8 protein-coding genes are annotated in these 7,958 nt (G+C 60.0%); 3 read left to right on the forward strand and 5 right to left on the reverse strand.

Annotation, left to right across the window (positions count from 1 at the left end; translation table 11 throughout):
- Window positions 1-154: 154 nt before the first annotated feature.
- From C0V72_RS15630 to C0V72_RS15640, 3 genes are read left to right on the forward strand one after another with little or no spacing between them, the layout of a single operon-like run.
- On the forward strand, window positions 155-1,033 hold the full coding sequence (locus tag C0V72_RS15630; protein ID WP_101795061.1) for a PhzF family phenazine biosynthesis protein: 879 nt from the start codon (window positions 155-157) through the stop codon (window positions 1,031-1,033).
- Window positions 1,030-1,350, forward strand: coding sequence for an antibiotic biosynthesis monooxygenase (locus C0V72_RS15635; RefSeq protein ID WP_101795062.1), 321 nt, complete (start codon window positions 1,030-1,032; stop codon window positions 1,348-1,350). The genes C0V72_RS15630 and C0V72_RS15635 overlap by 4 nt, the downstream gene beginning before the upstream one ends.
- A gap of 11 nt (window positions 1,351-1,361) precedes the next feature.
- Window positions 1,362-2,318, forward strand: coding sequence for an ornithine cyclodeaminase family protein (locus C0V72_RS15640; RefSeq protein WP_172439067.1), 957 nt, complete (start codon window positions 1,362-1,364; stop codon window positions 2,316-2,318).
- Window positions 2,319-2,572: 254 nt separating this feature from the next.
- On the opposite strand, the gene C0V72_RS15645 is transcribed toward C0V72_RS15640, so the two are convergent.
- The 5 genes from C0V72_RS15645 to C0V72_RS15665 form a co-directional block, all read right to left on the reverse strand.
- The gene (locus C0V72_RS15645; protein WP_101795064.1) at window positions 2,573-3,076 is read right to left on the reverse strand and encodes a hypothetical protein; all 504 of its coding nucleotides are present in this window, start codon (window positions 3,074-3,076) and stop codon (window positions 2,573-2,575) included.
- Window positions 3,077-3,253: 177 nt separating this feature from the next.
- Window positions 3,254-4,285, reverse strand: coding sequence for a DNA/RNA non-specific endonuclease (locus C0V72_RS15650; protein WP_172439068.1), 1,032 nt, complete (start codon window positions 4,283-4,285; stop codon window positions 3,254-3,256).
- A gap of 76 nt (window positions 4,286-4,361) precedes the next feature.
- Window positions 4,362-5,780, reverse strand: a complete 1,419-nt coding sequence (locus tag C0V72_RS15655; RefSeq protein WP_101795066.1) for a DUF2235 domain-containing protein — start codon at window positions 5,778-5,780, stop codon at window positions 4,362-4,364.
- A gap of 41 nt (window positions 5,781-5,821) precedes the next feature.
- The gene (locus tag C0V72_RS15660) at window positions 5,822-6,082 is read right to left on the reverse strand and encodes a hypothetical protein (protein ID WP_143704637.1); all 261 of its coding nucleotides are present in this window, start codon (window positions 6,080-6,082) and stop codon (window positions 5,822-5,824) included.
- 47 nt (window positions 6,083-6,129) lie between these two features.
- Complete coding sequence (locus C0V72_RS15665; protein ID WP_199797812.1) at window positions 6,130-7,833, reverse strand: DEAD/DEAH box helicase; 1,704 nt, start codon at window positions 7,831-7,833, stop codon at window positions 6,130-6,132.
- Window positions 7,834-7,958: the final 125 nt, after the last annotated feature.

Below are 7,958 nucleotides of genomic sequence, written 5' to 3' on the forward strand. Positions count from 1 at the left end.
GGAATACCAGATCGGACAGCCCTTGCCGGGGCCATGCCCCGGCAAGGGCTCAAAGACCAAACTCCAAACGAATTTCCAGACGTGAAGTTACACCACCTGAGGACGCGCTGAGGCGCCTCGCGACCGACCTTGCGATCAATCTTTAGGACCAGCCATGCCCAGCCTCGATTATCTGCACGTCGATGTTTTCACCCCTGCGCCCTATGGCGGAAACAGCCTCCCGGTCTTCTATGACGCGCCGGTTCTGTCGGCTGCGCAGATGCTGACGATCACCCAGGAGCTGAGGCATTTCGAAGCGATCTTCTTGCAGCCGACTGGAACCCCCGGCTTGGTTAGCGCTCGGGTGTTCGATTTGTTCGAGGAACTTCCTTTTGCCGGGCATCCACTGATCGGCGCTGCGGTAGCGCTTGAACATCTGCGTGGCGCATCGGGCTCTGGGGCATGGACACTCGATCTTTCAGGCCGCCATGTTTCCATCAATGTAGAAGGTGCTGAGGGGCAATACACGGCACTACTCGATGCCGGTTCGCCCGATTTTCTAGGGCTTGCGGAAGACCGGACCGAAGTGGCGCGTGCCTTTTCGCTGCCCGAGGGCGACCTTGATCCTGCTCTTCCGCTCGAAGTCGCAAGCACTGGCCTTCGATATCTGGTCGTCCCACTGCAAGCCGGACGGATCGCCAAGGCACGCATAGCTCATGATCTGACAGGCCTGCTCAACGGTTTAGGCGCGCAATTCGCCGTGTTGCTCGATCCCCACGCAAGGGAAATCCGCCACTGGAACAATGACGGCGTCATCGAGGATGTTGCAACCGGAAGCGCGGCGGGCGTGGTGGCAGCCTACTGCATCAAGCACCGCCTTGCGCCTGCCAATGAGACTTTCACGCTAGCACAAGGCCGTTTTGCCGGACGGCCAAGCGCGCTCGATGTCCGTGTCGACCGGACGGAGACTGGCGACCTGTTGGTCAAGATTGGTGGCAGGGTCGCCATTGTTGGCAAGGGCACGCTCTATCAAGCACCAGTGATGTCGTTATGATCGTGCGGACTTGGTCGGGCCGCGTTCCTGTGGCCCATGCCGAAGGTTTTCATGCACATCTTCTGGCAACCGGCGTTGCGGATTATCGCAAACATTCAGGATGCTGCGATGTTCGCCTTGGGCGCAGGGACGATGCCGATGTGGCGATTTTCACTCTCGTTTCGCTCTGGACCGATTTGGATGCGATCCGCGCCTATGCTGGGGAAGCGCCGGAAACTGCTGTCCTCTATCCAGAAGATGAAGCGTTCGACCTGGATCCTGATCGGACCGTCCAGCATCATCAACTGCTGCTTGCAGACCCAATGGTCAAAGTATGACTGCGCCGCGCATGATTAGCGCAACCGAATTGCGCGCTGTTATTGGCTTTCAGGACTTGATCGATCCGATGGCCGAGGCGTTTCGCCAATCGAGCGCGAGCGAGGCGCAGAACGGGCTGATCGTCATGTTTCCCGCCGACACACCCGAGGAGGGTGATGTTTATGTGAAGACCGGCGCATTGCGCGGGTGCGACATTCATATTGTCAAGATCGCGCCATGGTTTGCGGTCAATGCTCGCGAAGGCCGACCACAAGGTGGTTTCGTTGCCGTGTTGGATAGTCGCACCGGCCATGCACGAGCGATCATCGCCGACGAGCACTATCTGTCGGATATTCGCACGGCGGCTACCGGTGCGCTGGTTACAAGGTGGCTCGCCCCTGAGAGGGTGAAGACGGTCTCGGTGCTGGGAACCGGGACGCAGGCATATCTGCAAGCGCTTGCCGTTCATCATGAGCGGCCCTTTAGCCGATTGTCCATCTGGGGGCGTGATCCGGCCAAGGCGGCGGCATTGGCGGCGCGATTGAAGATCGAATTGTCGCTGGACGCGTGCGAGGTTGCTCGTGACGTCGAAACTGCAGTCCGTGCTGCCGATGTGCTGGTTACCGCAACGCTCTCGCGCCAGCCGATCGTGCAAGGTGAATGGGTGAAGCCCGGCCAACTGGTTATTGCCGTTGGCGCTGATGATCCGACGAAATGCGAGCTGGACCCTACCGCTTTGTTGCGCGCGCGTGTTTTTGTCGATGCTCGCGAAACTGCTGCGACCAACGGTGACGTGTTTCATGCGATCAAGGCTGGCCACAATATCGATCAGCTTGTTGCCGCCGAGCTTGGAGAGGTCATTTCGGGGCAAGTCCTCGGCCGAATGTCACAGGATGATATCGTCATCGCAAAACTGGTCGGGATCGGTGCGCAAGACGTCATCGCCGCGCAGTGCGCTATCGGCAGATTTGCCAATTCCTTGGTTTGAAACCGGACATTCCGAATTCCACCCAGTTCCAGCCATGAGCGTGGCCAATCCGCGATCCTGAAAGCTGCATGACGGCTTCCGGCAGAATCAGACATTGCCGTTGATGCTCGGGAATGACGTGGTCTGGGTCGGAAGTCGCCGGCGAGAGTTCGCTAATAAGGCGATCGAATCTAGCTGTTTCGCAACCAACTTGTGCTAGCCACCTCGAAGGCGTCCCCTGATCCACGCTTGAGACGCGGAGAGATCGGAGAGGCTCACCGGAATGGAATGGGTTCCGCTGTGAACACATTGACCACCTGCCCTGGCGTCATCGTGGCCGACTTACCGGTAATGATCGCTGAGCCCAAAAGTGCCCCTGCCGTATTGCCCTTGCCTTCCTGGCGATGCTGGCCGCGCAGGCGCCAGTTAGTGCTGCCAACGCGTACCCAGTCGAAGCTGAGTTCGAATTTCGCACTCTTGCCGACGATACCCTTGCCGGTACGCCAGGTCACGGTTGCCTGAACCTCGGATCCGCGCGGAATGATGACCTTGCCGCCATAGATGACATCTTCCACGACGAGGAAGCGCCGCTGGGTGCCTTCCTTCATCTTCTTCGACGTAATCTCTTCAGCCGGTGTCACCAGGACAAGCGTATTGACTGGCAATGCCTGCGCAGCCGCATCGACCGGCTGCGCTTCCACGACCGGACCCTGCTGCGCGTGCGCAGCCATGCCCGAAACAAACGACGCAGCCATTGCCGCAATCAACATCTTCTTCATGCAACCCTCCCAATCAGGAACAACAAGAATTCACGGATGAATTCAGAAAAGTCAATCATTTGCGGAGCTTCATTTGCCGGGGGCATGTCATCCGCCACGAAAAAGCTACACGTCGGGCGTCCGGGCCAAGTGGCCGGTACGGCAGACGGCCTGCCATAGCTAAAGCCTTTGCGTCCATCATGGGTGGCTCCGCTGCCCGCCACATGGCGTGCCGCTATCCCAAAAACGGGTTTCGATCGGCCAAAGCTTGCGCGGTCGCTTGCCCAGAAGAGCTTCCCGATCAGGATGGCCCGGGAAGAACTGAAGCCCGCTTCGTCGCTCGATTTCCCTGATCGTAACCAGGTTGGGACGATGATCGTAGACATGGCCGACCTGGCTCGCCCTGTTGCAATTGACCCATATCTGCGTGGGCACGGGTTTACCGTCAGCATCCAGTGCATTCGGCTGCTCGAAGATGAAAGCCAACGTGTCGATGCCCGAGGGGCTCTCGTGGATGAGAATCTTGAAGAAGGCGTCGGGAATCTCGACCTTCAGCTCACCCGGATCGCCGATTGTGAGCTTTGGTGTGGCAGGATCGAAGATCGGCCCGGCGATCACCCAGATGCTGCGATACTTGTTCGAGGCGGCGGCGGAGTAGTTCTCGAGATGCAGCCAAGGCCCCTGGTTTAGGTCTGCGGCCTGCGGAGAGGCATTCCAGAAGACATGGGTGTTGCAGCCTGCCTCGGGACTGATGCGCTGGGCATGGTCGCTCATAGCGAGATGTCCGCGGTTCCACACTGTCCCAGCCCCGCTGTAGCTGTCGTCGAGACGGCGATTGGTGACACCCTGTATCGCCTCGACAAGCGGCACCAGCCCGGGGGAGGCATACCACTTGTTCGGGCGGTCAATGGAGACGGGTGGTTCGTCGAAATTGCCATTACGACCCGGCGCTAGGCCCCGCAGCTCATAAACGACGTACTCGGGATTGAGGCGAAGATCGGGCTGTCCGTCGCCATCGTCGTCGTCCGCATCGTCGAAGACCGCCGAGAATGACGTGAACTGGTCCGACAGCCCGCGTGCGCCCGGAGCAACGCGCTGGTGATCATGGTAGGTCGAGACGAATTGCGGATATGGCGAATTTGTCGTCCCGCGACATACGAACCGCTGCGCCGAAACCGGCGCCGCAGTAAGGGCCAATGCCAATCCCAAGCTCGCAAGCAGCAATTTCATCGCTCTGGTCCCTTCGATACCCCGGCATGATGTTGCGCCGAGCGGTGGGGAAAGTCTCTTGAATTCCATCGTAGCTTCAATCGGATGCCGTGTAGTAGTCTGCGGTGCTAACATGCCCCCGAAGATTTTCCGGCCGATAGGGAGCCCGCCGGTCATATTGAGGCACCGACGCTGCGGCGAAGCGGGCAAGGACGCTCTGGTGCAGGACTGCCTCAGGGTGCACTTTCCTGGTCTCGGCCGACCAACCAAACCTGGCCCATGTCGGCCATAAGCGCGGCCAGAGCTCCCTACTGGCCCTGACCTCATCATGCTGGATGCCGAGCGGATCGGGAAAGGTCTGCACGAAACGCTCATCGATCAGTGGAGGGTTCGGGATCGATTTCAGCTCATCGATCATCCATTGCAGGGCAATGTCGGACAGGCGGGATTCGTCTTCCGGATAGCTCCCACCGATATCGGAGTGGTTGCCCGCGAACCACTCCTGCTTCAGCCACTTGAGGGGTCCGCGATCCTGCTCGAGCGTGTCGCCGCTATTCCCCCAGCCAACCCGGGGGAAGCGCTTTCGGTTCTCATCGATCGAGAGTGCGTGCCTCCCGTAGCCCACGCTGCTGTCGAGGAAGCGATCATAGTGCTTGAGGTTCCAGGCAGCGAAGTGCCAGCACATCTTGCCCCCCTGCGGCGGCTTCTCGATGAACTTGAACTGCTTCTTCGCCGACCAGACCAAGCTGCCAGCAAAGAAAGCTGCGGGAGCGGATGCGAGGATCTTCCAAGCGAGGCCCAGATCGCTCGTCCAGACGGCAAGCCCGAGGGCGCCGCTGAGCACCGCCAGAACGAACATCGCCCTCTTGACGATTACTGTGCCGAGAGCCGCGACCGTGTCGAACACACCGATAAATGTCGGAGCGACGTTGCCCTGGTACTCGCCATTGGCACCCAAGCCTTCGCTTCCGTATTTTAACCTGAAGCGCCGTGCCAGCTCCTCGCGCTCCGGTTCATACCTTCCGCGATCCCGGCCAGAGCCATGCTCATAGACGCGGTAGACCGCTTCTTCGGCAATCTTGCGCAGGGCAACGCCGCCGGTCGGGAGAGGTTTTCCGTCTTCGCCATGACGCGGAACACCGCACAGGTTCATCACGTTGGCAACGCACCGAGCGGTGTAGGCCCCTCGGCTGAAGCCGAACAGGAAGACCCGGTCCCCGTCCTGATAGTGGCGCAGGATGGCCTCATAGCAATCGATGATGTTCTCGCTGATGCCGGTGCCAAACGCGGCTGCGAGGATGTTCCGAACCCTGCCTCCGAGTTCCCCTGACCCCAGACCGGGATCATAATAGGCCACCTGATCGGCAGGGTCGAAGCCGGTCTGGGTGCCCGGGCGCATGGCACGGTACATCTTGTAGATGTTGGACAGGCGCTGGTCGGGCAGCACCCCGCCGTATTGTCCGGTCCCATCCGAGAAGATGATGATGTTCTTCCCTGAAGCACTGTCAGTCTGCATCACACCACCTCCTCAATAACTGCCGACACCTTCGCGTCGCCCTATGCCGCGAGACGATGCTCGCCATAGTGCACTGAATTCTCGTGCGTTTCAAAGAAGAGAACTTCATCGGCAGGAAGCCGGATCAACTGCCGGGGCTGGAGCAGGATGCGCTCGCCGGCCCGAATCATGGCGAGGTGACTGTCCGTCGGCCGGTTCGCCTTTTCCAGCAGGCGCGTGGTGTCGATCACATCGGCGTCGATCGCGAGCAGCTGCCCGTCAACGTCGACGATGTGCTTCATTCCAAGGTCCCAGTAAGCCATCTGCGATGCTCCTTCTTCCGATGAGAGGAGTATCGCAGGCCAGCACGTCAAAACCTGTCATGTCCAAGTTCATTGAGAAGGCACAGGACATTCACCAAGGCCATGTCTTCAACCGTCCGGCACGGCGTTTCGAGCAGCAGGGGGCTCGCCATGACGATGGCTGCCGCCTGCGCGCGGGAGACCGCGACATTGATCCGGTTGAGCGAGAACAGAAAGGCGAGGTCGCGTGGCATCTCCTCGCCGCTGGAGGTCGTCATCGATACGAGGCAGATTGGCGCCTCTTGACCCTGGAACTTGTCGACCGTGCCGACGCGGATATCAGGTGGCAGTGTTACCCTGAGTGCGTTGACCTGCGCGTTGTATGGGGCGACGACGAGAATGTCAGCGTGGGTGACCACGCGTTGCGTGCCTTTCCGGTCCCGGTATACCGAACCCACCATCGCCTCGATTTGCCAGCGAATGGCTGCGATTTCCTCGGGTGAGACCTGCGATCGTCCGGTGTGTTGAATTGGTTCGAGGCGTGCGCCCAGAAGGCTTGTGCCCATGGGGGAGACAAGGGTCTGTGCCGCTGCAGCTTCATCACTCTCGAGCCGTCCTTCATAGACTGCCTGCGAAATGAACTGGCAAATCCCGGGATGCATGCGGCGGCTTGCTGGAAGGAAGATGCCGCGCTCAGGCGGAATGACGCGGTGACCGTCGATAAGGTACTCGAGACAAGAGAGCCCGCTATCACCGGGATGGCTTCCCTGAAGCGGCTGCGGAAGCTGCATCGGGTCGCCAACGAGGACGATGTTATGCGCACAGCGGCCCATCGCGAGAATATTGGCGAGCGCGACTTGTCCGGCCTCATCGACGAAGAGGTAGTCGAAGGCAGGCGCGTCATAGCGCGCGAAATGCCACGCGGTGGAACCTACGACGTTCGCAGCCCTGATCTCGGGCGCATCATTCTCCGTGACGGCAACGATCGCGGGATGGTCGTCAGCATCCTCGGCATCGGAGACCTTCTGTACGATCGAACAGGCGAGCCCTTTGTCTTCCGCCCTTTCCGCGACCGCTTTGAGAAGATTCCCGATGGCCTTGTGGCTGTTTGAGGCGACAGCGACACGCTTTCCCGACCGCACGAGGTCGGCAATCGACAGGCCGCTGACATAGGTCTTTCCCGTCCCGGGTGGGCCCTGAATGCCGAGGGTCGTCCTGTCCATGGCTGCGATCGCGCGGCTCGTAGCATTGGGAAGGTCATCATCTTCTCGCACGATCCCGTCCGGCCTCGGCCCATCGCTAAACACGGGACGGGCCCGGGTGAGAAGATGCTCAAGCGCCCGAACGCGTCCCGTGTTGGCGATCATCTCTTCGACGACGGCCATCAGTGAATTGCGAAGCACATCGTTCCGGATTGGCTTGGGCGGGAGAAGATCGAGCCTGTCGGGGAGGGGCCCTTTCGCGTGCGAGCGGCGCAGAACCAGCGTTCGCTCGTCATGATTGATCGATTGAAGCTGCACGTCTTCGGGCATGGCAGCGGGCTTGATGCACGGCTTCTTGCCGGCCCGCAGCTTGGTCTCCTGCTCCGGAAAACGGAAGGTTCGTTCTGAGGATTTGGTGGTCACCTGAACCGGAGCATCAATTGCCTCAAGGCCCTGTAGGCACTCCAGATCGTCGAGCAGTTCCTCGCTTTCTTGGGCTAGCCGGTCGAATATGGCCCAATAGGCAGGCTTGTCCTCCCGCTTGTGAAACTGGCTCAGGTCAAGCAGCAAGGTGGCGACCTGATCGCCAAGCCGCGCCCGCTGTTGAAGGACAGTTCACAGGAGCCGTAAGGCGACATCCAGCTTTACGAGGTGTCGCCTTGGCCTGATCGATTTCCCGGCGGATGGTCTTCCGG

This window comes from Porphyrobacter sp. TH134, assembly GCF_002855495.1.
Taxonomy (GTDB): domain Bacteria; phylum Pseudomonadota; class Alphaproteobacteria; order Sphingomonadales; family Sphingomonadaceae; genus Erythrobacter.